The organism is Asticcacaulis solisilvae (assembly GCF_017875235.1).
GTDB classification, from domain to species: Bacteria; Pseudomonadota; Alphaproteobacteria; order Caulobacterales; family Caulobacteraceae; genus Asticcacaulis; species Asticcacaulis solisilvae_A.
In genome coordinates this window covers 379,300-401,500 of sequence record NZ_JAGGMI010000003.1, presented here as the reverse complement: position 1 = coordinate 401,500, position 22,201 = coordinate 379,300, and the positions used below count along the sequence as shown (strand labels likewise).

The following is a 22,201-nucleotide window of genomic DNA, read 5'->3' as shown; positions in this document are numbered from 1 at the left end:
TCGGATCGTTCGGCTCTCGATCACATGGACCGAGCGGTACTTATTGAGCTGCAGATATGAGGCAGCGACCCTGGATGGCCGGTATTTACCCGCTCACCGTGGATCTTGCAACTGGCCGCCTCCGCCTTTTCGTTTGGCCAAAGCGACGCCTTCGTCCTCCATCCGGTCCAGATTTCGCCCCTCGGCCAGATTTGCAAGATACTCGACGGTGTCCGGCTGGCGCTCTAGCCACGACCAGTAGCCCCGCATGTCCCGGGCATAGGCCTCATCGTCGAAAATGGCATCGTTGTCCGGTCCTGGATCGGTTGACATTGGCAGCTCCCATAAAAGCAAAACCCCCGACCGAAGCCGGGGGCCTCGATTATCAGAAGGCGGGTTCTTCCTCGGCCGCGTCCGCGGTGTTGTCGGCTTTCTTCGAGATGTTGAAGCGGATATCGTGGGCGAAAATCTCCACCGAGAAACCGTTCGAGCCGTCGTTCTTCTCAAAGCTACGATGCGACTGGGCACCGGTGATGATCAGCTGGTCGCCTTTCTTGATGTGCTGCTCGATCATCGTGATCAGGTGCGGGGCGTTGGCCTTGATTTCGTACCAGTCGGTTTCCTCGACCTGCTCGCCTTTCGACTTGAAGCGGCGGCTGACGGCGACCGAGAAGGAGGCGAGTTGGCGATCATCGTTGAAGGTGCGGGTGGCGTTGATACGGCCGACATTGGCGACGAGGGTGGTGAAAGCTGCAGTGGACATGGCATGGTCTCCATTCGAACCCTTGGGGCTCATCCCCTTGGGCTTGCGGTCTCGACCGCAATCATGCGTATCCCTGTCCCCGCCTCAGGGACCGGCCCGCACCGCGTAGCGGCCGTAACGCAGTGGAGGAGGCTTGCCCTTGCGGACCGGACCGGCGGGGCGAGATTTCGCATGTGATTGAGGTCATCGAACCGCTTGCCAAGGATGGACTGGGTACGAATGCAGGCCTTGCTATGCCGCGATGGTGTCCTAAGCACACGACTTAACGAACTTGACGGATTTATCCAACTTTGTCATAGTGACGACAGGAGTTCAGACCATGCCGACGTCAAGCCAGAAGATAAGTCAAGGTCCAGCGCGTGAGACCACGAAGTCCGGTAGGAGGGCATCGCCGGCGACCGCCCTCCTCGACAATGCCGCCACAAAAGGCGTCCCGTCGCTCAAGGGTAAGAGCCGTGCCGCCAAGATAAAGGAAAAGGTCGAGGCGCTGAAGGGTCAACCCCTCCGTGGCTTCACCCGGAAGCGTTATAGCCTGGCCATCGCCAAGAAGATCGCAGATGCCGTGAAACTCGCCGCCGAGGCTGGACAGCCGACGCGCATCGTCCTGGATATCGACGCGGCCGGAATGACGTCGCTCATCCCCGAGCCGGTCCACGTAAATGCGCCTGCAGTCGAGGAAGTGGGGGAGCTAAGTCCGGAGCTTCAGCAGGCACTGTCAGCGGCGCGCGAACGGGGACGCGTGCGGGTCGCGGAGATTCTCGCCGGCGCCGAAATGCTGAACGCCGAAGCCTTCTCAGAGATGCTTGGCACGACACGCGTGACCGTCAACACCTGGCGCCAGGAGAACAAGGTGCTCGGGCTCGATGGCGCGAAGCGCGGCTTCCGGTTCCCGGAGTGGCAGGTTGGCGCCGACGGTAAACCCTACGCGGTCCTGCCCCAGCTCCACGACCTTCTGGGGGGGCCGTGGGGAGTCTATCGCTTCATGGTCCAGGTGCATGGCGCTCTCGATGGTTTGACGGGACGCGAAGCGTTGCAACGCGGCCTGACGGAAAAGGTTCTCGCGGCAGCGGATGGCGACGGACGAGATTTCTCATAAATGTCGCCCGTCACGCCGCCCGCAGACTTCGGCCGGGCACAGCTGAGACTTCATACGATACCGGCCGGGCAAACGTTCGGCCGGATCTATCTTGCCCGTTTTCCGGATCCGCTCGGCTACGGCAAGACGCCCAGCCGCTTCAGCGATCCGCGTCGTCTCACTCCGGTCAACCGTTTTGGCGTCCTCTATCTCGGCGAGACAGTGAAGGTTTGCTTCCTGGAAGCCTATCTTCGTGACCGACGTGACGGCCTTATCGGAGAGCTGACCATTCCGATGTCGGACTTCTACGATCGTCACTATGCGGAGATCGAGACGACCGCGCCGCTGACGCTTGTTGACCTGCGCGACGACGCAGCCATTGTCATGGGCGTGCCGACCGACGTCGCAAAGGCATCGCGGCAAACTCTCGGCCGTAAGTGGTCCGTGGCCTTCCATCAGCATAGTTCAAGGCCCGACGGGATCATCTATCCGTCCCGCCTCAACGGTCACACGAACCTTGCGATTTATGACCGCGCGATTTCGAAGCTGAAGGCTGGCCGCGTGCGCAAACTGATCGCCGCGCCTGGTCTGGCTGCCGTTCTGGATGACTTGCAGGTCGTTATTGCCGAGCCCGATCCGAGCTGACCTCCTCCCGCGTCGGGGTTTCACACACCAAGGCGCCGGACAAAAACCCGAGTCGGTACAAGACAATAGGGCATCATAAATCGTCCCCAGAAATGATTCCGAATGGAGTCAGGGCCTTGCGCGCAGCGCGATTACACATGGTTAACGAAAGGTTAACACGGGGGAACTCACACTGCCTCCGAGCCCCGCCGATCACGCCTGCAGCTGGTCGAAGATTTCGCATGGGTCTCCATTTGGCAAGCAATTGCTCCGACACGATTGCAGGTGCAGCGACAAGGTCAGGTCCAGCTCTTTCAAAGCGTCGATACGGGCCTGTATGACGCGGCGCTGCTCTTCGAAGAAGGCGACCGTTTCTCCGCACAGACGTTGTCCTTCGCTGAGCGAGACCAGCTCACGTATCCGCTCGATCGGAATGTCGCAGTCCCGGCAGCGGCGTATCAGATTCAGGCGTGCGAGGTCGGCCCGGTCGTAGGCGCGATGTCCGCCTTCGCGGCGCTGAGCCTTCGGCAGGAGACCGATCGACTCGTAATAGCGTACGGTCGGGACTGTGCATTGTGCCCGCCTCGCCAGTTCTCCAATGGAAATCATCTAAGGCGCCTTTCTCAAAAAACAGGCTTGAACCTAAAGCTACTTTAGGAAGCACAAGCGGGGAACGCAAGCCAATCGGGCCTGCGCATAGGAGAGACGACAATGACCAAATGGATTCTGGGGGCGATCGCCGCGTGCGGGCTGTGCTGCATTCCCTTGTTGATCCCCGCCGCAGCAGGCCTTTCGGTGTTCGGGCTGCAGCTGTTCCACGGCCCCCTGGGCATCGATCGCATCGCTTGCAGCCTCGGAGTGGCTGTGATCGTGGTCGTGATCGTCGCCTGGCGCCTCAAGATGAGGTCCCAACGTTCGGGCGGAAGCGGTTGCAAGTCGCAGGCATGCGCGGCATCTGGACAGTGCGGTTGCAAATAGGCCGCGCCCCGCGAGGCTGGTTGCATGAAGACCTATCTGATCTACACGCTGGCCGCCGCCGCGGAAATCGCCGGCTGCTACGCCTTCTGGTCGTGGCTGAAACTCGGCCGGTCGGCGATGTGGATCATAGCCGGGACGATCAGCCTGGTTCTTTTCGCCTATCTGCTGACGTTGGTCGAAGCCTCCAACGCCGGCCGGGCCTACGCCGCCTACGGTGCGATCTATATTGCTGCCTCGATCGCCTGGCTGTGGCTGGTCGAGAAGCAGGTTCCCGACTGGGCGGACCTCACAGGCGCGGCGATCTGCCTTGCCGGGGCCGTGATCATCATGTTCGGCCGCCTCGCCTTGAAATAGACCGGCGGCATCCAAATCAGGTGCCGAACAGCTTGGCGATCGTGGCGACCGGCATAAAGAGGCGCAAAGGCTGGCTCGGCATCGGGGTGAAGCCGAAGCCTTCGTAGAGCGTCTTGCGCTTGGCAACGGCCTTATCGTCCCCGTCGTCCAGGACGTCGAGGATGGCCACGGCCAGGCCCAGGTCCCGAGAGATGCGATAGATGCGCGTCAGGCAATCCACCAGGAGATCGGCGCCTAAGCCTGACCCGGCGAAACGCTGGTCTCCGCCTATCATCGAGATGTAGGCTGCCGGGATGCGTCCGTGTCCGGGCCGCGTCCGCGCGAACTGGGGCGGCAGATCTTCGAACGCGATGGAGTGCGCGTTGATGGCATAGAAGCCAGCGACGGTCCCGGTAGCGTCCGTCATTACGAAGACACGGAGATTGTCGGCCTTCGACAGCTTGTTGGCGGTGCGTTTGAAGAAGTTGTCGACCGCCTCGACGCCACACGAAAACGCCGCCCGATCGTGTTTATCCGGATCGAGCGGCGCAATGACGTAACCTGTCGCCTCGGTCATGCGTCGGAACGCGTCCGCTGACCGTATCGATCGAACGCGGCCTTCAGCGCCTCTGTCGGCTCCGGCGGGTTGTCGAGGGCGGAGAAGAAGGCCTGATGGTCCTCTGCGCGCAAGCGCGTCTCTTCGTGGGCCGCGATCGTCGCCAGGGCCGAGGAATAGGCGGCGCTGATCATGAAGGCGGAATCGTCCACGCCCGACAAGGCCGCGGCACGCTGGATGGCGTCCTTGACGCGCGGCTTTGTACGAAACTGCATCCGCGCCTCGTTCGGCTCGTCGATCGCATCGGCTGGATTGTGGAATGCGTGCATCGTGCCCTCCATGGCAAAAAGCTTTGTACGCCAAACCGGCGTACAAAGCAAGCTGTGTCAGTCGATGGCGCCATAGATGGCCGACGCTTCCGGGTGCTCGGCGACATAGTCGTGCAGCCGCTCGAACGCCAGGGCAAGGTGCTCGGACCCGAAACGCATCGACAAGTGCGAGAACGTGAACAGGCAGGCGATGATGCCGGCAGCGTCGGCCGACACCTCCCCCTCGTAGCCATTGCCCCACCAGCTGATCTGGAAGCGCTTGTCGGTGTCCGGCGCCATGTAGAGCGGCTGGCCGTTGTATTCCATGAAGACCCACAGGCCGCCGCTATAATCGGCGCAGAGCTGGTTCATGAAGTCGTAGATGGCGTTCTCGCCGCGCAACAGCCAGGTCCGGCTGAGAAGTTCAGGCAGGAAGTTAATACGGCGGTCTTCGGGGACTACGGTCGCAAGCGCAGTATTGGTTTGGGTGGACATGACGTTCTCCTTCGATTGAAGTCCGTCCTGCCCCGCCCTGCCCTCTTCCCTTTGCAGGACATCTCTTGGACGTATGTCCTCCGAAACCTGTGCAAGAAGGTCGACGACCATAAACGCTCCGCGTCCGACTCTCGCGGCTACACTCGAAACGGGCTTGAGCCACCGAAGAACAGCTGCCGGAGACGCCGTTTTTCCCCATGAGGGATGCATGGACCGGCCCCCAACGATGGTCTCGCTCACAGCCCGGCGATGAAGCGCATGCAGGCGCCTTCGAACCTATAAGAAACTCATAAAGGCTGACTCTGATCGGCTGTGCTAACGACTTGAAAAAAGGGATCGCGCGGCGCACCCTCGGACCGGTAGCCTCGACCCGAACGGCCAAAATTCTCCAGTGGACCACGATGAACACCAACGAGTCCGGCATTTCGACCGCTGCGCATCTGGCGGCTATTGTTGCGTCATCCGACGACGCTATCATAAGCAAGGGTCTCGACAGCGTCATCCTCTCCTGGAACGAGGGCGCGGAGCGCATCTTTGGATATAGCCGCGAGGAAGCAATCGGCCAGAGTATTCTGCTGATCATACCGGACGACCGCTACGCGGAAGAAGAGGCGATTATCAGCCGCATCAAGGCAGGCGAACGGGTTGACCATTTCGAGACGGTTCGACGGCGCAAGTCGGGCGAACTGCTCACCGTCTCAATCACGGTCTCGCCGATCAAGGATGCCGGCGGTACGATCGTGGGCGCATCGAAGATCGCGCGCGACGTAACGCATCACAAGCGCACCGAGGAACTGCTTCGCCTGGCGTCAGAGGCAGCGGAGGTCGGGCTCTGGGACGTCGATATTGTCGGTGATACCCTGTTCTGGGATGCCCGATGCAAGGCCATGTTCGGCATTTCGCCTGACGTCCCGGTCACACTCGCTGACTTCTATACCGGCCTGCATCCAGACGATATCGAGACGACGACCCGCGCCTATCTGGCAAGCCAGGACCCCGACTTGCGTGCGCTCTACGATGTCGAATACCGCACGATCGGCCGAGAGGACGGTGTCGTCCGTTGGATCGCAGCCAAGGGCCGCGGCATCTTCGATCACAATGGTCGTTGCATCCGCACGGTTGGAACTACCCTCGATATCACTACCCGCAAGGAATCCGAGCGGCGCCGGGACGTCATGTCGAAGCTGACCGAACTGGTCCAGAGCATGGACTCGGAGACCGTGCTTCACGACGCCTGCGCTCTCATGGGCCAGCATTTCGAGGCGGCCCGCGTCGGCATCGGTGACCTGCACAAACATGAAGACGTATTCAACTACACGATCTGCTGGACGGACGGGACGGTTCCGCCCCTGCTCGGCGAGTTCCCCGCGCATATATTTGGCGTCAAGATCGTCGAACGCTTGAGCGCCGGCAAGACCGTTGTCATCGGCGATCTGTTCGATGACCCACTTAGTGCGGAGGAGACGACCATCGAGACGGCCAAGGAGGTCGATACACGCGCCATTCTGGTCGTGCCGTTCCTCCAAGCCAACCGGCTGCGATCGATTGTCTATCTGAACGCGCGCCTGCCCCGACGCTGGAAGCCGGACGACGTGACCTTCATGCAGACTTTTGCCGATCGCCTGCGCCAACTGGCCGAGCGTCAGCGGTCAGAAGCGGCTCTAGCGGCCAGTGAGGTCCAGTTCCGGACCCTTGCGGAGGCCATGCCGAACCATGTCTGGATGGCCAATGCGCAGGGCGTATCCGACTGGTACAACGACGAGGCGCACAACTATACAGGAATGAATCGGGGCGCGCTGACGAGCGAATCCTGGATTCAACTGGTGCATCCCGACGATTGGGACAATATCCGCAGTGCCTGGCTTGCGGCGGTCGAAGCCGCGGGGATTTACAAGGTCGAGATGCGTATCCGGCGCGCCGACGGCGTCTATCGCTGGCACCTCGTCCGCGCTGTCCCCATTCACGGCAGCGATGGCCGTATTGTGCGATGGATCGGGACCAACACGGATATCGACGATCAGAAGGCAGCGGTCCAGGCCTATGCAGAACTCAATGCCAACCTGGAGCAACGCGTCGCGGATGCCCTAGCCGAACGCAAGCTATTCGCCGATATCGTCGAGAGTACAGACGCCTTCGTTCAGGTCGCCGATCTCGATTTCAACTGGCTCGCCATCAACAAAGCGAGCGCCGATGAGTTCGAGCGAATCTTCGGCATTCGTCCCAAGGCCGGTGACAACATGCTGGCACTTCTTGACGGCATGCCGGAGCATCAGGCCGACGTCAAAGCCATCTGGAGCCGCGCCCTGGCGGGAGAACAGTTCACGGCCATCGATGACTTCGGCGACCCGAACCTTGATCGCCGCTACTACGAGATGAAGTTCAACGCTCTCAGGGACACGGAAGGCCGACTGATCGGCGCCTATCAGTTCGTCTACGACGTTACCGCGCGCCTGCGGGACGAAGCCCGGCTGGCCGAGGCGGAAGAGCAACTGCGCCAGGCACAGAAAATGGAGGCGGTCGGTCAGCTCACCGGCGGGATCGCCCATGATTTCAATAATATGCTAGCCGTCGTCTCGGGATCGCTGGAACTCCTCGACCGCCGGACCCGCCCCGACGAGCAAAGATCGAAGACGCTGATATCGGCGGCGCTCGAAGCCTCTCGGCGGGCCGGCAATCTGACGCAGCGTCTCCTTGCGTTTTCACGTCGTCAGCCCTTGCGACCCGAGATCATTGACCCTAACAAGCTCGTTCTCGGCATGTCGGAACTGTTCCGCCACTCGCTGGGCACGGACATTAGGCTGGAGACGATACTGGCCGGAGGCATCTGGCGGATCTTCGCCGACGCTAACCAGTTGGAGAGCGTTCTTCTTAATCTCGCGGTCAACTCCCGAGACGCCATGCCCGGCGGCGGCCGCCTGACCATCGAGACCTTGAACGCGTCTCTCGATCAGCGATACGTGGCAACGGAGGCCGGGGTCACAGCTGGGCAATATGTCATGATTGCCGTCACGGATACCGGTTCAGGTATGCCGGCAGACGTCATCGCGAAGGCCTTCGATCCCTTTTTCACGACCAAGGAAGTCGGCAAGGGCACAGGCCTGGGCCTCAGTCAGGTATACGGTTTCGTCAAGCAATCCGGCGGCCATATCAAGATCTATTCCGAACCGAGCCAGGGCACGACGGTCAAGATCTATCTCCCGCGGTATGCTGGTAACCTGGAGGAGACCGCCGACTCAGAGGCACATGAAGGACTGCCGACGGCGGAAGATCGCGAGCTTATTCTGGTGGTCGACGATGAGGACCTTGTGCGGCAGTTTTCGGTGGCTGCGCTCAGAGACCTCGACTACCGCGTTCTCGAAGCGAGCAATGCGAAGACGGCACTTGCCCTGCTCATCGAGCGTCCGGATATCGATCTGCTGTTCACCGACATTGTCATGCCGGAGATGAATGGCCGCCAGCTCGTTGACATTGCCCGGGAACGGCGCCCCGATCTCCCGGTCATGTATACCACGGGTTATACCCGAAACGCGATCGTGCATAACGGCGTGCTCGATACCGGTGTGGAGCTGATTGGCAAGCCCTTCACGCTCGAGGAACTGGCGACCCGCATACGCGCTGTGCTGGACAAGGCAACGCTTGCCCGAAAGGCGTCAGTGAGCTGAGGGTATTGTCTGCTTAGGGGTCGATCTGCCGGATTTCGGTGCGAGATAGATTAATGGGCACCCATAGGGATATGGGTGCCCATCGGACCGCCGCTTTCGAGGGGGGGATGAATACGGCGACAGGACCAATTTAGGGTTCGCACATTTGAAGCGCAATGCCACAGCGGCGAACATTTTTGTGCAGAGCCTGTCATGACTACGCTTTCGTTTAGGCGCGTCTATACAAAACGAACGCCGTTCTCCAATCGAAAGGCCCCGTCAACGATTCGATGCGATACTGGAATCGATTGTTCGAGACGTGTCATGACCAGCGGTCCCAAATTCAACACCTTCATCGATGAGGCGCATCGCTTCCTTGTCATACGACCCATCGGAGCCATGTTCGGGGCGGAACTTGTAGAGCGCGTCATGCAGCTTTACCGGAGTCTGAAGGCGCCCTGGACGTACAATCGTATCGTCGATCTGCGTCGCTACGACGGGCATATCACAACGGCCGACCTGGATAACGCTGCGGCGGCATGGGAGGAAATAAGCGCTGGTATAGATTACCGCCTATCTGTGGCCATGGTCGTGCGCGACGCCTACGAAAAATTGCGTCTGCCGGAAATCTCCGAGCGGTTCCCGAACGAGACGATTTGCTATTTCAGCGACTACCACGAGGCCATAGGCTGGATTTTGGCTGAAGATCACAGCCGTTATCTCGACGGCCTTGGCCCCATTCCACAGCGCCGGCGCGACGTGGGCGCGATCCAGATCGAGTAGGGCTTGGGGAGAGCCACCCTCTCGTGTCCCTCCCCGCCTCTTCACGCGGAACCCGGAGCGGCCGCGTCAAGCCTAGTGCACGGTCCCATCCTCTGGCATTTCGGCCAGTATGACGTTTCTGCCGGCCTTTTGCAGCCGCTCAAGGATCGCGGCCTTGTCCGCGGCGGTGGCTATATGCTGCACGAAATTGGGGATCATCGACGGGTCACCAATCAAGGGAAACGGGAGCATGCCCGCTTCGCGGGCATCGACAAAGGCGCCGGTCATGTGGCTGTCCATACCGGGCTTGGCGCGCCTGACCGGAACGACGTCGATTTTCATCGCATTCGCCGCCGAGGTCAGCCGGTCTATCCCGCGCGCATTGCACAGCCAGGCGAAGTCAAAGCGGTCGAGGTGGATCTGGAGATTATCGAGCCCAGCGCCTCGCGCGATGGCGATCGAGGCTTTCAGCCGCTCTTCAACGCGGCCGACAGGTGTGCCGGCAGGCGACTGGGCCTGCTCGGCCGAGATCAGCTCGACCAAGGTCTCCAGTCCAAATCGTTCGTGCGGATGGCCCATGCGGCGAGTTTTGAACCGAGCCGCCCGGCTGTCAATACGGAAGCGTGGCGCAGAGCCGCGTTAGGGATCGAGCCCGAAGGGTGGAAACCCAGCAGGGCGCTCCATCGCAGACGTAGAGCCCGGCGGCAGGCCTATAACCCCTTCACGCGCGATCCGGTCCGCAAGGACACCCTTGAGCGATTCAGGTTGCGTCGGTCTCTTCCGGCAAGGTGTGGTCCTTGACGAATTTGATATCGGGCACGCCCTGAACCCGGCTAAAAACCATCTCGGAAGCAGCGGAACGCAGCTTGCGTACCCACGCGATCACCGGGGCCCGGTCTACGAAGAAGGCAAGGGCGTCGTCGAAATCCATCAACGGCATCATGACTTCGCGGTCATCGAAGGCCCGGAAGGTGGACAGAGCCAGGCGCATCTCGGAAATATCCGTATGCCCGACGACCTTGTCGCGCCGTACACGCAACCGCTGATGCAGCTCGCTTTCGCTCGGTTCCGGGTCGATACCGATCATTTCGAAACTGAGCTTTGGCAGACCTTTCGAACTGGTGAACGGCCGATTGTAGGCAACGACCGCAGCGTCCTCGAAACACCGTAGCCGACGTCGCTCCACCCTCGAAATCTTCGCGTTCGCATCGGCTTCGTCCAGAAAGATCATGGCGCTAAGGGCCATCTGGAAATCGGCGATCGCCTGGACGATTCGGATATCGTCGTTAGAAAGCTGTGCGTGTAGTTCTGCCATGATGTCCCGGTCCTCACTTCGTTGCCAGCGCAGCCTCGGCTCCGGATTTTGTCGCCATCGCCTCAAGCACATACCTCTGGATGTCCCCCAGGTTCAGCAGGGTAAAAACGCCTTGGGCCTGAGCCTCGGCGATGCGCGCCGGAAAGTGCTGCATATCCTCGGGGTCGAAGATGATGTGGTCACCATAGGGAGGCCAGATCAGGAGAAAGCGGTCCACGGGCTCATCGTCGTGCGCCATGCGATGCCAGAGCTTATGGTTGCTCACGACCGAACTGGCGCTTTCGAAGGTGAAACCATTGTCCATCAGTAGCTTGGCGATCCGCATCAGGCACAGATCCGCGAACCCGAACATCATCCAGCCGCTGCGCGGTGTCGGATCGTCACTGGTATGGGCGCCTGCCCGATGAAACCCGGGCAACATTCCCACACGCCCCAGCAAACCCCGCTTCAGATAGCTCCGAAACCCTTGATAGCCTATGCCTACGACGTCAGCCGCGCCGCCTGCGGAAATACGGGGAAGTTCGCTCATCATGGATGAATCACCTTTGGTGTTGTCAACACCAATGTCGCACGGCCCGTATTTGGTGTCAACAACACCAAAAAAGTAGGTCAACCCTGTTTAATAAATCAATCCTGCGCAGAAACCTACTCAGCAGGCTTGGTGATGACCGTTTCTATCAGTTCCAACAGCTCGGCGTGGTCGGGCGGCTTCAATATATGGGCGTCGAAGCCTTCCGCCACGATTCGGTTGACAGTCTTTGCCTCGCCCATGCCAGAGTGCGCGATAAAGCGCGTGACCTGGCAGTTGGGATGGGCCTGCATGCGCCGGTGGAGATCGAAACCGCTGATATATGGCATCATGAGATCGAGTAGCACGACATCGGGATGCACATGGTTGATCAGATCCATGGCCGCATCGGCTGTGTTGGCGCTGTGCACATTGTGGCCGTCGAGTTCAAGCAGCCAATGCAGGGTCTGCGTCGTGTCGCGGTCATCGTCCACAATTATAACGGTCAAGCCTGTTGGAGATGCGGAAGTCATCACTTGGCCCCGGAGACATTAAGCTGAAAAGCTGGAGGCCGAAAAGAATAACCTTCGGACGATAATTCTATTATGAGCTCGATTTTTTCACAATACGATGGGTGCACAACTTCACGTCATCGGCGAACTATCGATAGGTCAATCCACCAACCTCAAGCCGGAACACGCGGGGAATTGCAAGCACCCATAAAACCTTTTGCCACTATGGGAGCCACGCCTGGCCTCCCGCAGCACCATGCGCCCGTCACACAAGGGACAGGTGACAGCATCCGCGGGCAAGGGCAGCTTCAACCTCTCGGAAGAAACACTGCCGGCCGGCGCAGCGCCTTTCCCGGCTGCCAAGAGGTCGCGCAGCCGCTTGCCTGTGTAGAGCCAGATCGGCTTGCCGGCCGCAAACTCTGACGCAGCCAGGGTAAATGACCCCGACGTGACGATATAGGCGCCAGTAGCGTTCTCGGCCTGAGCGACGCCATAGAGCGCCCGTACGACGTCGACGCCCACGCTTGCCTCGCGCCAATGCTTGGCCTGAACAAGGAATCTCCCGGCCGTCGAATTCAAAACGATGTCGTACCCGCCGTCAGCGCCCTCGGCCGTCAACTGAGCCTCGAAACCCAGAGACGCGAACCCTTGCGCAACCACCTGCTCGAAGGCTTCCCAACTGAGACCCGCCAGGACACCCGAGTCCGCCGCCCGATCCGCAAGCCGTTTCAGCCGCTGGCGCTCAATGAAGCTCTTCAACCACATGGCCGCCGACATCATAAGGCACAGCGTAACCAGGAACTGGAATACGACGGCCAAAGCGCGGATGATGGCGAAAGCAGCCGCGTCTCCTGCCGCCTCGGCACCAACCACGAGCGTCTCGACCGGTTTCACCGCGAAATGGTGACAGATGAAATAGGCTGCGACGGCCATCGGCAACGTGAACCATGGCGGCACCCGGCTCAGCAGCTTTGCGAAATCGACGACCTTGTTGAACGATCCGGACATTGGCGCCCTCCCCGCGCCATTGTCGCCAAAAGCTCCCCTCAGCGAAAGGGACCAAATTTCTGATATTTAGCCTATGAATTCGCCCGGCGGGGCGCAATATTCCCCTCCAGGGCGAACGCTAGTTCGGCCGTGGCGGCAGAGGCCGAAATTCGAGAGGCTTGACGGTGGGGATACCTTCAGTGTTCGCGGTGGAAGTGCCGCTTCGCGCTCACACGCTTCTGAAGGAGCACTGGGCTTCGGTTAAAGCAAAGGACGAACCGGATTTCGGCGGGCCGCTCGCTACAACATTCGTGGTGACGATGGCTGGCCCGATGTTTAACTATCCCTACGAACGCATCAAAAATCCGAAGCCCGGGAAGGACGAGCGGCATCTCGCTCAAAAGCAAGCGGACGAAATTGTCCAGACTCTGAAGTACGGACCTTTCAAATCGGCCCCATTCTTCAAGGGGGGCGTCTGGCGATACCTTTATGTTGGCGATCCTGACCTGAGTGTGGTGGCGTTGCCCGAGGCCGCACTGGCGGCTCTTTCCGAGGATGCAGCCTTCCAACGCGCAGAGGACGCGCCAGTGGAAATGTGGGTTGCGTGTATGCGCAACGCCTTGGCCCACTCCACCGTCGCCTATCTGAACGGCGCCGGCCGCCAAATCGCCAAAGATCCGACCGAGGAGATCGTGTTCGTCTCGGAGCGCCTAAAGGACAACTTGGTCGTCGGCTTCCGTTTATTCAGGATTTCCCGCGAAGACTTTCGCGCCTTCCTGGACGATTGGATCAAGTGGTTGTGTTTCTAACGCTTTGAGCTTCAGCACCTCCTCGCGCGACGGCCGCCGATCCTTGAAGAACACGACATGCAGATCGCTCGAAACCGCCACCTTCCCGGTGCCGACATTGACGATATCCGACAGGAAATGCCAAGTCAGCCTCTCGCGGGTCACGCGGATATCGACGCGATAGTTATCGTTCGCCGTCATGAAGGCCTGGTACTTGATATGGGCCTCCATCACAACGGGCACATAGACGTCGATATCGACGCCGGCCGACCGTAGGAACTCGTGCCGGGCGTGCTGCAGGTACTGAAGATAGATGGAATTGTTGACGCCCTGGTGCATATCGACTTCGGAGTCGCGGACCTTGTCGGTGTGGCTGAACAGGATATCGGTCATGGGAATCCCCCTCGTTTCGCCGCCATACCCTGCAAAATCAATGCCGTAAACGGCGAAAGGGCGCGGGAAATGCCCCGAGCCCAATTATGAACCCTACTTTCGCTGGGTCACCGCCACCGTTCTAACACCCTGACCACGGGCGGCGGCGGCGATCTTTTCGGAAGGGCCAAAGACCCCGTCCTGACGAATGCTCACATCGAGCGATACGTCCAGATGCAGGACCAGGACCGGCTCAAGTGCCAGCAATTCGTCGTTGGCACGGAACGGCGCGGCCGCCTTGAACTTGTCGAAATTGGCCTTGGCGAGGATGGGATTGATGCGTTTGTCTCTGGCCCACTTCAGTGCGATCTGCTCGGCGCCGTGGTTGCCTGTCGTCGCCAAGCGCATGTTCGGGAACTGCGAATGGGCCCAATTCAACGCATCGTAGATCCGCATGGCATCGGTCGGGGTGTTGGCTTGCCGGGCGCCCCGGAACACAACGACCTGGTCACCGGGATCGCTCATGGCCTGATTGCGCCGGTCACGAGCTTTCAGGGCATCGCGCGCCTCGGTCAGCGCTAACGTCGTCGCCTGATTGCGCGCCGAACCCCGCCAGGGGGTCCAAACCTCGCCGGTGGCCTGGGTGTAGGTTTCCGACGCTGCGTCACGTAAGACTTCGGCGATCATGATAACCGCCTCCGCGCGGTTGAAGGCAAGGGTCGCGTCCTGAAGCTCGACATCCTTGATCTCGCTGCCGTCGAAGTCGCGCTGCAGTCGCCGCATGTCATCCGCCGACCTATCCGCCTGGCGTTGCAGGCGCAGGATCGCGCTGTGCACCCCACCGATCAGGCCTTCCATGAGGACCGGTACGTGCTCTTCCAGGGCAGAGCCTAGCAGGGCATCGAGCATTTCGTTGGCGATGTTGTGGCCAAGCGCCTCGATCTCGCCCTGAGGCGGGTGTGGCAGGTCGTGATGGGCATCGGCGCAGGCGGCGTCGTAGCGGGACAGGGACAGAGAAGTGGACAGAGCGTTCATCGGAGCAACCTTGCAAAAGAGAAACCGGATTTCCGGAGAGGCTGCCGTGGGCTTGCCTCTGCATTCCTCCCGCTGCGGCGAATTTCGCGGGCAAGGGCGCGCGTGCGCGCTCGTCTCGACCCTTGCCCGAATAGAAATTCGACCGTGGCAGGGATTGCAGGCTTCAAGGCAAGGCCATGCGGCCTCACCCGATGTCAGGATGATCGGAAGGTTGCTCCCGATGAACGCTCCGAAGACCGGCCTTAGCCGACCGCCTACGGCGAAGCCGGCAGACCGACACCTCAGAGCGCTCTCTGGAAGGACATGGGATCAGGCCGGGCCAGCCATTTGGAGCGACAAACCTCGAACCAGCCTTGCGCATCCTCGCCATGGATTGGCTTGTAGTTGCGGACGAAGCCCGGGTTGATGCCGGCCTTGACCCTCGCCGCCGCGATGCGGGTGAGTTGCTCGGCAGGCACCCGGCGCCCCAGACGCTCTTCAATGTAAGGGATACGCTCAACCAAGGCCCCTTCGGCATCGAATACGAGCATGGTGTACATCAGGCCGAGCTGGTTCAGCGGGGAGTCATCCCGCAGGTACCAGCTGACGCCTTCATGATGACGCGTATCGACGACGAATTTTTTCAATTCTGCGAGCGTCATGGTCGAAAGTGTCGGAACCTGCGTGCGTTTTCTAGCGATACCTTGGGCGTGTTTTCCCATAGGGCCCGTCGGGAATCAATCGAACGCACCCCGGATGCGGTATAACCTATCAGAAAGCAACTGGTACGGAACATCATGCCGCCTCCGCTAGGTCCGCATCCACACCTTTCGATCCGGCTGTCCGATAGGACAGGATCATATCGGCGGCTGCCTGGGCTTTACCGGCTGCCTTTAGTAGTTCCGAAGGCTTTTCCTTCAGAAATCCGGCCCAATGGCCGAGATAGGCCACGTGGTTTTCGAATACCGAACGGCTTGGATTGATGCCGAGGTGCATCGAGGTCAGATGCGAGGTCAGTTCGGCAACCAGTTCCTCGCGGGCGTAGTCGGTGCGGGTCTCGTTCGGTTCGAAGCGGTCGAGACGATGTTTGGCTCCGGTGGCGTGGCCGTATTCGTGGAGCAGGACCGCGACATAATCCTCGTCGCTCTCGAACGCGCTGCGCGGCGGCATGCTGACCCGGTCAGACAGCATGTGGTAGCAGGCCACGTCGCCGCCATGGGAGACAGCGACCGGAAAATTCTCCATGATGGCGACGACGTCGGTGTTCAGCGGCTCAATGACCCCAAGCTCCGGCGGCGCCACAGGATGAAAGGTGTCGGGCAGGCCCTCGATCTGACAGGCATTGAATACGGCGTAGGACTTGAGGAAGCGCAGCACCTTGTCGTCGCTGCCGTCACCCGTATCGCCATCGACACACCGGGTCTTGTAGAGAATTGCCGGTGCCGCCCGTTCGCCCTTGCGGACATGTCCGCCGGCGTCCTGCGCCTGGTTGAAGGTCAACCAGAAGGGACTGTCGTAACCGCGCACGGCCTGCAGACTCGACAGCAGGATGGCGTTCATGCCGCTGAAGGTATCGCCGGTGCTACGCAGGGGCATCGACGATATCTTGCCTGCGGACCAGGACTTGCGCCAAGGCGCAACGCCGCACTCCAGCGCGGATATGACGGACGCAAGTGTTTCTTCGAGAAGGGGTGACATGGAAATCTCCGGAATTCACCTCGACTATTCGAGGCTCGCCTTCGATCTCCCTGCCCTCTTCCCCTAAAGCCTCGAACGCGTCTCAGTCTTCCGCCAGCGTCTTCGCCAGATCGAGCACGCGTCGGCGCACGGACGCCTTGGTAATCCTGGGGAATGACTGGGCGAGCGCCACGCCTTCGGGTGTCATCAGGAACTGCTGCACGGCCTGCTCGCCTTCACTGACTTGAAACCCGCCGCCGACGTCTGCGCTGTCGATGCTCCGAAAAAACAGCTCGATCGGCGCCTTCAGGAATTTCGCGGTGTCGAACAGCTTCGAAGCACTGATGCGGTTCGAGCCCTTCTCGTATTTCTGGACCTGCTGGAAGGAGATGTCCAAGGCTTCGGCCAGCGCCTCCTGGCTGAGACCCATCGCCTTGCGACGGACCCGGATCGCGAGCCCAACCGCGACATCGACCGGATGAGGTTCCTCCCGGCCTGCGGCCGTCACGCGCTTTGTTACCATACTCATGTGCTCCTAATGCTTGGACGCATCACCCACTGCCTTGGCAGCCTTGCGGTCCTGGTCGCGCAGGTAGGCGGTAACTCGCGCCCACTTGCCGGCTTCAAACGTGTTGCCCTTAGTGAAAGCGTCCAACTCGCGCTTAGCGGATTCGCGGCGCGCGGCCTGGCCGTATCGGACCATCATGTCTTCGGCCAATCCGCGGACGACCGACCGCGGGATCAGCCACACCCGGACTTCCACGCGCCAGGTGACGAACACGCATCCCGCCAGGACGATGATCACGATGCCCAGAAAGCCGAACATCAAGGGTTCAAACGATAAAGCCATGAAATGTCGACCGGATTTTCATCAAGACACTGGAAAGTGAAACTCCACGGAGGGGGCCAAGCGGTGCGCCCCCGCCTATAGCCTGCCTCTGATCCTTGGTGATCGGGGAGTTAGAAAACCGGAGTTACTCGGTCCCTGTGACCTTTAGCCCGAAAGCCTGTTGCATACGCCACAGGCTCCCCGACCATATGTCAAAGGAGGATCGTACCGGAATGGCCGGTATCAACCAGTAACTCTTGAGGTTTTCTAAGACCCCGGGGCCGCGCGTACGGCCCTCGAAGCAGCTATAGGACAGAATCGAAGACGCCGCACGCGGTTTTTGTGCGGCATGGGCGAACATTGGTGCGGCGACCGCATCGGTTGCGGTCGCCGCGACGGAAGGCTCAATTCAGGAGCAGCTCCTGAGCTGGATAGGCCTGTAGCACAGCGCCCATGACGCTCAGGTCGCCGACGGGTAGAAAGACCCTCGCTGAGTGATTGATGATCTCGACAAAGCAGCCCAGGTCCCGCAGACGACGCGTCTCGCCTCCAGGACTGGCGATTTCCAGGCGGTAGCGGTCCATGACTCGCGACCGCGTCATGCGTAAGCCACTTGCCAATCGCAGGCTGCCCACGTTCTTCATGACCAAGTCCTGCGCCGACAGAGGATTGGCGATGTCCCTGGCAATATCGGCGACCCCCAGCTGTTGAAGCAGTTTCAGCGCATCCGTCTCGGTCAGCACGCGCCCGAGCCAGGTCTGGCCGTCCGGAGCACGCAGGCGTTTCACGCGGCAGGCGCGATTGGGCAGACTTTTCCAGATCGGCAACAGGAGGCCGGTGACAAGATTCAATTCCGACCGGACAAACGGATCGAGACCGTCGACCTCCACTTTCCAGAGCCGACGCCAATCCGCCTCGGGCACCTCGTTCCAGTGGCTTTCCTCATACTGGCTCTCGAAAACGACATCGGTTTTCGTGGGACGATGGAGACGCACAGCCTTCACCAGACTGTCGTCGTCACCCGAGGCCGTCACGCCTCGCTCCAGGAGCGCGGTACGCTGGCTCTTGGCATTGTAGACAAAGCCGTAGGCGGTTCGCGGCCAGTTGTCGAAAATGAACTGGAAGTCCTCGATCTGCTTGATCTCCCGGCGTTCGCGGACCGAGAACTTCAGCAGGCGCGTCTCAGCTCCGGTCTTGTCGGTGCGGATCACAGTGTCACTGATCAGCTCGACCTCGGCCGGAACCAAGTCCTCGACGCCTTTGTCAAGCTGGCCCGACGATTCCGCCCTTTCGAGGATGGCTTTCAGACGGGTCTCGAACTCGTCGAAAAGTGCACTCTGGTCCGCAATACGCAAGGCCAACAGGCGATTGAGGAACGTATGCAGCGGCGGCAGGTTTTCGGCCGGGGCCAGACAGCCGTCGCCGTCGCGCAGTTTCAGCGCGGTCTTGCGTTCGAACTGTTCGATGTCCATGCGGACGATCTTTCCTTGGTACATCGAGGCGTAAAAGGCCTGAAGCGCGCGGCGGGCGTATTCGTTCTCCAGATTGTCCTCGGCCTTGAACAGACCGTTGCCGGCGCTGCGGCGCTCGCCCTTGGTCAGGGCGCCCAGGCTGTCGAGACGGCGTGCGATGGTCGACAGGAAGCGCTTCTCGCCCTTGATGTTGGTGGTCACGGGTCGGAAGCAGGGCACGGACACCTGGTTCGAGCGGTGGGTTCGCCCGATGCCCTGGATGGCATTGTCGGCACGCCAACCCGCCTCGACCAGGTAATGCCGGCGCTGCTTGTGGTTCGCGCACGCTCGGTCGGCATGGTAGCTGCGGCCGGTTCCACCCGCCTGGCTGAAAACCAGAATGTCCTTCCGGCCACCCATGAAGTCGTCGGTTTCGGTCTTGGCCGAGGAAGAGGACCGGCGTTCCAGGATCATGCGCCCCTCCCTAATGACGACACGCCGGCTGCGGCCGGTGATTTCAGCAATGCGATCGGGTCCGAAGTGATGGATCAGACTGTCCAGCACCCCCGGTACGCCCGGAAGGGTGGCCAGGCTGAGAATAAGCTCGTCGCGCATGGCCAATGCCTCCTGGGAATGGACGGCATTGCCGTCGGCATCTTTTAGAGGCACGGCGATCTCGTTGCCGTTGTCGTCGGTCTCCATGACCATGCAGGTCGTCGGGAACGAATGCTCCAGATACTCGGTGACCGTATCACGCGGCGTTAGGTCGATGTGCAGGTCGTTCCACTCGGCCGGGGACACGGCGTCGAGACGCCGGTCCATGACCGCCTGGTTGGTGCTCACCAGTTGAACGACGCAGGCGAAACCGGCCGCGACATCGTCCTCTATCGCCCGGATCAGGGTCGGGGCCTTGAACCCGCACAACAGGGCGTTGAAGAAGCGCTGGGCCGTGGAAGCAAAAGCGGATTTGGCCGCGGCCTTGGCCTGGCCGGAATTGGTTTTTCCGTCGGATGTGACGCCTATTGCCTCAAGGGCCTTGTCGACATGGCGATGGATGATCTCGAACGCATCGGCCCAGGCGTCCCAGATCTCGACGTTCGTTGCCGTCAGCTCGTGCATCAGCGGATCGATCGTCAGCCCGTCGAAAGACAACATGCGGGCGGTGTAGAGGCCCTGGGCCTTCAGTTCGCGCGCGATCAGTTCCATGACGGCGACACCGCCGTCGTCAGCGGCTTTCAGGAAGTCCTCCCGGGTCATGAAGGGCGCTTCGGCCGATCCCCACAGTCCCAGACGGCACGCGTAGCCGAGATTTTCGGGCGTCGTGGCGCCAGTCGCAGATACGTAGACGACCCGTGCCTTCGGCAGGCGGTACTGCAGCATCAACCCAGCAAGACCCTGTTGCGACGGCTTTTTGATGCCGCGATTTCCCTTGCCGCCTGCGGCGTTGGCCATCTCGTGGGCCTCGTCGAAGATCAGGGTGCCGTCGAAATCGGCACCCAGCCAGTCGACCAGTTGATCGAGACGGGATTTCTTGTCCTGGCGGGCGGCGACGCGCAGGGTGGCATAGGTGGTGAAGAGGATGCCCTTGTCGGCACGGATGGCCTGACCGAGCTTGTAGGCATTCTGGCTAATCAGGTCGGAGGGGGCTCCGCCGATGGCCGTCCAGTCACGGCGCGCGTCCTCCAGCAATTCCTCGTTCTTCGAGATCCACATGGCCTTGGTGCGACCGCGCGCGATATTGTCCGCGATGATGGCCGAGATCTGACGGCCTTTGCCGACCCCGGTACCGTCGCCGAGGAAGAAACCCTTGCGCAGCGCGAACGATCCGGGATGGCCTTCCTTGACGGCACCATAGCTCGTCTGGCCTTCCGACAGCGCCCACCACCCGGGAAGTATGTCCTCGTGCGCTTGCCCTGCGTAGACGACGGTCTCCATCTGGGCGTCCGACAGACCGCCGCCGATCACGCCGGGCGGAAGGAGGGGCTGGTAGGTCGCTAGGGGCGGCGACACCGTACCCATGGCCGCGGATTCGACAAGATGGGACGGATGATCGTTGGTTGGCTCGAAGGCCATCCGGGCGACTCTGTAGGCGCTGTACAGACCGACATCGGCGCCCAGACCCGCCCAGGGCTTGGGCGCATACTGCACCATCGCGGTCGTCTGCAAAAAGGCTAGGCGGGTCGAAATGGCTGGGCGGACCGTCCCCGCGCCGCCGAATGCCGATTGCAGGCCCGTGGAGCGGAATATTCTGGCTCGCGCTGTTGGGCGAGGCGCAACGGCAAGAACCGCCTGTACGGCCTGTTCCAGCGTCTCGCAGGCCATAAGCTGCGCCATCCCCTCCCCCGGCGCGACCCGGTCGAACACCAGAAGACCGGTCTCGACGCTCGTTCCATGCTTAGTATAGGCCTCGTCGGGCAGGACGATCGCTGCTCGCACCGCGAATGCCCGCGCGAGGCGCTGAGCCTCCGGCGAGTCGAAGAAGCGTGCCGGGACGATGGCGCTGACCCGGCCGCCGTTGGCAAGACATTTGCCTGCGCTGAGCAGATGGGCCTCGAGTTGCTGGAACGGCGGGTTGAGGATGACCGCGTCGAAACTGCCAGAGGCGACCACCCGGTCGTGGAGCATGGCGGCGTCGAGGCGCGTGCGGTCGCTTGCCGGAAAGAGGGCGTCGAGGATCTCCGAGCGGGTCGGCGCCAGCTCGTTCAGATGCAGTTTCGCGCCCGCCAGTTCGGACAGGATGGCGAGCATGCCGGTACCGGCAGACGGTTCCAGGACCTGATCGCCGTCGCGAACCTGCGCGGCGAGCACCGCCAGGGCGGCCAGCTCGGGCGGGGTCGAAAACTGGTCAAGAGCGACCTGTTCTTCGCTGCGGCGGGTGTGAGTCAGTCCCAGGCGATTGAGCGCCTGCAAGGCCATGATCGTTTCGAGTGGCGCATCTTCCAGGCGGGCGACCTGGTAAGCGATCTTGCGAAGATGAAGCACCTGGGCAACCTCGATGGCATCGTAGGCGTCTTTCCATGTCCACAGGCCTTCGCTGTCGGTGCCCATGAAGGCGAAGGTCATCGCATCCCGGACCGCATTGCGGTCGAGGGTCTTCGCCTTGGTCAGGGCGGGAAGCAGGGCGCGCGCCGCGCTGAGAATGCCAGCCGAGCGGCTGACGGTGGAGGCGGCGAACAGGGAAAGATTGGCAGACATGGTTAGGCTCCTGAGCTGGCGCGGGGCCCATCCCCACAG

At 61.1% G+C, this 22,201-nt stretch carries 25 protein-coding genes; 7 read left to right on the top strand and 18 right to left on the bottom strand.

Annotated elements, in window-relative coordinates; translation table 11 throughout:
* Positions 1–93: 93 nt before the first annotated feature.
* Both J2X24_RS08285 and J2X24_RS08280 read right to left on the bottom strand, forming a co-directional pair.
* Positions 94–312 carry a hypothetical protein gene (locus J2X24_RS08285; protein WP_209719356.1) on the bottom strand — a complete coding sequence of 73 codons (219 nt, stop codon included), beginning with the start codon at positions 310–312 and terminating at the stop codon, positions 94–96.
* 52 nt (positions 313–364) lie between these two features.
* On the bottom strand, positions 365–742 hold the full coding sequence (locus tag J2X24_RS08280) for a single-stranded DNA-binding protein (protein ID WP_209719354.1): 378 nt from the start codon (positions 740–742) through the stop codon (positions 365–367).
* 319 nt (positions 743–1,061) lie between these two features.
* Here J2X24_RS08280 and J2X24_RS08275 point away from each other — a divergent pair, with 319 nt between their 5' ends.
* Both J2X24_RS08275 and J2X24_RS08270 read left to right on the top strand, forming a co-directional pair.
* Positions 1,062–1,838, top strand: coding sequence for a hypothetical protein (locus tag J2X24_RS08275; RefSeq protein ID WP_209719351.1), 777 nt, complete (start codon positions 1,062–1,064; stop codon positions 1,836–1,838).
* Positions 1,839–2,462 carry an RES family NAD+ phosphorylase gene (locus J2X24_RS08270; protein WP_209719348.1) on the top strand — a complete coding sequence of 208 codons (624 nt, stop codon included), beginning with the start codon at positions 1,839–1,841 and terminating at the stop codon, positions 2,460–2,462.
* Between the two features lie 192 nt (positions 2,463–2,654).
* Here J2X24_RS08270 and J2X24_RS08265 read toward each other — a convergent pair whose 3' ends face one another.
* Positions 2,655–3,050 (bottom strand): MerR family transcriptional regulator, encoded by a 396-nt coding sequence (locus J2X24_RS08265; RefSeq protein WP_209719345.1) that lies wholly within the window; start codon positions 3,048–3,050, stop codon positions 2,655–2,657.
* A 102-nt stretch (positions 3,051–3,152) separates the two neighbouring features.
* Between J2X24_RS08265 and J2X24_RS08260 the strand changes: the two genes are divergently transcribed.
* Both J2X24_RS08260 and J2X24_RS08255 read left to right on the top strand, forming a co-directional pair.
* Positions 3,153–3,419: a hypothetical protein gene (locus tag J2X24_RS08260; protein WP_209719342.1), complete on the top strand. Its 267-nt coding sequence runs from the start codon at positions 3,153–3,155 to the stop codon at positions 3,417–3,419.
* Between the two features lie 24 nt (positions 3,420–3,443).
* Positions 3,444–3,773 carry a YnfA family protein gene (locus tag J2X24_RS08255; RefSeq protein ID WP_209719337.1) on the top strand — a complete coding sequence of 110 codons (330 nt, stop codon included), beginning with the start codon at positions 3,444–3,446 and terminating at the stop codon, positions 3,771–3,773.
* Between the two features lie 16 nt (positions 3,774–3,789).
* On the opposite strand, the gene J2X24_RS08250 is transcribed toward J2X24_RS08255, so the two are convergent.
* From J2X24_RS08250 to J2X24_RS08240, 3 genes are read right to left on the bottom strand one after another with little or no spacing between them, the layout of a single operon-like run.
* Complete coding sequence (locus tag J2X24_RS08250) at positions 3,790–4,329, bottom strand: GNAT family N-acetyltransferase (protein ID WP_209719334.1); 540 nt, start codon at positions 4,327–4,329, stop codon at positions 3,790–3,792.
* Positions 4,326–4,637, bottom strand: a complete 312-nt coding sequence (locus J2X24_RS08245) for a type II toxin-antitoxin system TacA family antitoxin (protein WP_245344544.1) — start codon at positions 4,635–4,637, stop codon at positions 4,326–4,328. The genes J2X24_RS08250 and J2X24_RS08245 overlap by 4 nt, the downstream gene beginning before the upstream one ends.
* A gap of 57 nt (positions 4,638–4,694) precedes the next feature.
* Positions 4,695–5,111 carry an antirestriction protein gene (locus J2X24_RS08240; protein ID WP_209719329.1) on the bottom strand — a complete coding sequence of 139 codons (417 nt, stop codon included), beginning with the start codon at positions 5,109–5,111 and terminating at the stop codon, positions 4,695–4,697.
* 401 nt (positions 5,112–5,512) lie between these two features.
* Here J2X24_RS08240 and J2X24_RS22520 point away from each other — a divergent pair, with 401 nt between their 5' ends.
* Together J2X24_RS22520 and J2X24_RS08210 are read left to right on the top strand one after the other, a co-directional pair.
* Positions 5,513–8,773 (top strand): PAS domain S-box protein, encoded by a 3,261-nt coding sequence (locus J2X24_RS22520; protein ID WP_245344543.1) that lies wholly within the window; start codon positions 5,513–5,515, stop codon positions 8,771–8,773.
* Positions 8,774–9,076: 303 nt separating this feature from the next.
* Positions 9,077–9,535 (top strand): hypothetical protein, encoded by a 459-nt coding sequence (locus tag J2X24_RS08210; RefSeq protein ID WP_209719326.1) that lies wholly within the window; start codon positions 9,077–9,079, stop codon positions 9,533–9,535.
* 72 nt (positions 9,536–9,607) lie between these two features.
* On the opposite strand, the gene J2X24_RS08205 is transcribed toward J2X24_RS08210, so the two are convergent.
* The 5 genes from J2X24_RS08205 to J2X24_RS08185 all read right to left on the bottom strand — a co-directional run bounded on the left by J2X24_RS08205 (position 9,608) and on the right by J2X24_RS08185 (position 12,857).
* A complete protein-coding gene (locus tag J2X24_RS08205; protein WP_209719323.1) occupies positions 9,608–10,093 on the bottom strand; it encodes a hypothetical protein in 486 nt (161 codons plus the stop codon).
* Positions 10,094–10,274: 181 nt separating this feature from the next.
* Positions 10,275–10,829, bottom strand: a complete 555-nt coding sequence (locus J2X24_RS08200; RefSeq protein ID WP_209719319.1) for a hypothetical protein — start codon at positions 10,827–10,829, stop codon at positions 10,275–10,277.
* A gap of 13 nt (positions 10,830–10,842) precedes the next feature.
* Positions 10,843–11,361 (bottom strand): hypothetical protein, encoded by a 519-nt coding sequence (locus J2X24_RS08195; protein WP_209719316.1) that lies wholly within the window; start codon positions 11,359–11,361, stop codon positions 10,843–10,845.
* Positions 11,362–11,474: 113 nt separating this feature from the next.
* Positions 11,475–11,870 (bottom strand): response regulator, encoded by a 396-nt coding sequence (locus J2X24_RS08190; protein WP_209719314.1) that lies wholly within the window; start codon positions 11,868–11,870, stop codon positions 11,475–11,477.
* 138 nt (positions 11,871–12,008) lie between these two features.
* A complete protein-coding gene (locus J2X24_RS08185; RefSeq protein ID WP_209719312.1) occupies positions 12,009–12,857 on the bottom strand; it encodes a restriction endonuclease in 849 nt (282 codons plus the stop codon).
* A gap of 179 nt (positions 12,858–13,036) precedes the next feature.
* Between J2X24_RS08185 and J2X24_RS08180 the strand changes: the two genes are divergently transcribed.
* Positions 13,037–13,645, top strand: coding sequence for a hypothetical protein (locus tag J2X24_RS08180; protein ID WP_209719309.1), 609 nt, complete (start codon positions 13,037–13,039; stop codon positions 13,643–13,645).
* Here J2X24_RS08180 and J2X24_RS08175 read toward each other — a convergent pair.
* The 7 genes from J2X24_RS08175 to J2X24_RS08145 all read right to left on the bottom strand — a co-directional run bounded on the left by J2X24_RS08175 (position 13,577) and on the right by J2X24_RS08145 (position 22,162).
* Positions 13,577–14,017, bottom strand: coding sequence for an acyl-CoA thioesterase (locus J2X24_RS08175; RefSeq protein ID WP_209719306.1), 441 nt, complete (start codon positions 14,015–14,017; stop codon positions 13,577–13,579). The two genes, J2X24_RS08180 and J2X24_RS08175, sit on opposite strands and share 69 nt — an antisense overlap.
* A gap of 93 nt (positions 14,018–14,110) precedes the next feature.
* Positions 14,111–15,031, bottom strand: coding sequence for a DUF2493 domain-containing protein (locus J2X24_RS08170; RefSeq protein WP_245344542.1), 921 nt, complete (start codon positions 15,029–15,031; stop codon positions 14,111–14,113).
* Between the two features lie 281 nt (positions 15,032–15,312).
* Positions 15,313–15,732: a hypothetical protein gene (locus J2X24_RS08165; protein ID WP_209719304.1), complete on the bottom strand. Its 420-nt coding sequence runs from the start codon at positions 15,730–15,732 to the stop codon at positions 15,313–15,315.
* A gap of 73 nt (positions 15,733–15,805) precedes the next feature.
* Entirely contained in the window at positions 15,806–16,708 is a 903-nt protein-coding gene (locus J2X24_RS08160) for an ArdC family protein (protein WP_209719300.1), read from the bottom strand.
* 82 nt (positions 16,709–16,790) lie between these two features.
* Positions 16,791–17,216 (bottom strand): helix-turn-helix domain-containing protein, encoded by a 426-nt coding sequence (locus tag J2X24_RS08155; RefSeq protein ID WP_245344541.1) that lies wholly within the window; start codon positions 17,214–17,216, stop codon positions 16,791–16,793.
* 6 nt (positions 17,217–17,222) lie between these two features.
* Positions 17,223–17,537, bottom strand: coding sequence for a hypothetical protein (locus J2X24_RS08150; protein WP_209719297.1), 315 nt, complete (start codon positions 17,535–17,537; stop codon positions 17,223–17,225).
* A 383-nt stretch (positions 17,538–17,920) separates the two neighbouring features.
* A complete protein-coding gene (locus J2X24_RS08145) occupies positions 17,921–22,162 on the bottom strand; it encodes a strawberry notch-like NTP hydrolase domain-containing protein (RefSeq protein ID WP_209719294.1) in 4,242 nt (1,413 codons plus the stop codon).
* Between the last annotated feature and the right edge of the window lie 39 nt (positions 22,163–22,201).